A 1,700-nucleotide genomic window follows, 5' to 3' on the forward strand; every position below is an offset into this window, starting at 1 on the left:
GATCGTGAAGCTGTTGCGGGTGGGTCCGGTGGGTGAGGAGCGGCCGTGTGTGCTCGCGCCGGACGGGCGGGTGCTGGATGTGTCGTCGGTGACGGGTGATATCGACGGTGTGTTCCTTGCGGGGGGCGGTATCGAGCGGGTGCGGGTGGCGCTGGCGGAGGGCCGGTTGCCGGAGGCGGGGCCGTTCGAGCGGGTGGGGGCGCCGGTGGCCCGGCCGGGCAAGGTGGTGTGTATCGGGTTGAACTATTCCGATCATGCGGAGGAGACGGGGGCGCCGATCCCGGGTGAGCCGGTGGTGTTCATGAAGGCGTCCAACACGGTGGTCGGCCCGGATGACGAGGTGCTGGTGCCGCGCCGGAGTGTGAAGACCGATTACGAGGTCGAGCTGGCGGTGGTTGTGGGTCGCACCGCTCGTTATCTGGAGTCTCCGAAGGACGCGGCGGGGGTGATCGCGGGGTATGCGATCGCCAATGATGTGTCGGAGCGGGAGTTCCAGAACGAGCGTGGGGGTCAGTGGGACAAGGGCAAGTCGTGTGAGACGTTCAATCCGCTGGGGCCGTGGCTGGTGACGGCGGATGAGGTGGGTGATCCGCAGGCGCTGGGGTTGCGGTTGTGGGTCAACGGGGAGTTGCGGCAGAACGGCAACACCAAGAACCAGATCTTCGGGGTGTATCACGTGATCTGGTATTTGAGCCAGTTCATGGTGCTGGAGGCGGGTGATGTGGTGAACACCGGGACTCCGGCGGGGGTGGCGCTGGGGCGTGGCCCGCAGGCCTATCTGCGCAAGGGTGATGTGGTGGAGCTGGAGATCGACGGTCTGGGCCGTCAGCGCCAGCGGGTGGGCCAGGCATGAACGAGCGAACCGGTGGGCGAACCGGTGGGCGAACCGGTGGGCGGAGCGGCGGGCGCGGCGTGTTCGGTTCATGCGGCCCCCGGCTGCGAGGCGTGGGGGTGGCATGAGCGGGGAGTTCGACGGGTTGGTGGCGGTGGTCACCGGTGGGGCGTCGGGCATCGGCCGGGCGGTGGCCGAGGAGCTGTCCGCGCGCGGCGCCCGGGTCGCGGTGCTGGATGTGAAGGGCACCGAGTTCGTCTGTGATGTGACCGACGACGGGGCGGTGCGGGGGGCGGTCGCGGCGGTGGCCGGGCGGTTCGGGCGGATCGATGTGCTGGTGAACAACGCGGGTATCGGGGCGCAGGGCTCGGTGGCCGGCAACGATGATGCCGAGTGGCTGCGGGTGCTGGATGTGAACGTGGTGGGGGTCGCGCGGGTGACCCGGGCGGCGCTGCCGTATCTGCGCGAGTCGCCGTATGCGGCGGTCGTCAATACGTGTTCGATCGCGGCGACGGCGGGGTTGCCGCAGCGGGCGTTGTATTCGGCGTCCAAGGGGGCGGTGCTGGCGTTGACGCGGGCGATGGCGGCCGATCACCTTGGTGAGGGCATCCGGGTCAACTGTGTGACGCCGGGCACGGTGGACACTCCGTGGGTCGGGCGGTTGGTGGATGCCGCGCCGGATCCGCAGGCCGAGCGGGTGGCGTTGGCGGCCCGGCAGCCGCACGGGCGTCTGGTGGCGCCGGAGGAGGTCGCGCATGCGGTGGCGTATCTGGCCAGCCCGCGGGCGGGGTCGACCACCGGGATCGAGTTGCCGGTGGACGGCGGGATGTCCGGTCTGCGCCTGCGGCCGGTGACATCATGACCGCCG

General features: G+C 70.2%; 2 protein-coding genes. Both read left to right on the forward strand.

Annotation, left to right across the window (positions count from 1 at the left end; translation table 11 throughout):
• Positions 1-853 (forward strand): fumarylacetoacetate hydrolase family protein (locus HCK04_RS40155; RefSeq protein WP_240972274.1); only part of this gene is annotated, 853 nt, incomplete at its 5' end.
• Between the two features lie 103 nt (positions 854-956).
• Positions 957-1,694, forward strand: coding sequence for an SDR family oxidoreductase (locus HCK04_RS40160; RefSeq protein ID WP_142652751.1), 738 nt, complete (start codon positions 957-959; stop codon positions 1,692-1,694).
• The last annotated feature ends 6 nt before the right edge of the window (positions 1,695-1,700 follow it).

It is taken from the genome of Microbispora sp. CL1-1, assembly GCF_012034195.1.
Lineage (GTDB): Bacteria > Actinomycetota > Actinomycetes > Streptosporangiales > Streptosporangiaceae > Microbispora.

Excerpts from the sequence above, each read along its gene's own strand:
- HCK04_RS40160 (WP_142652751.1), top strand. The coding sequence starts at position 957 with ATGAGCGGGGAGTTCGACGGGTTGGTGGCGGTGGTCACCGGTGGGGCG.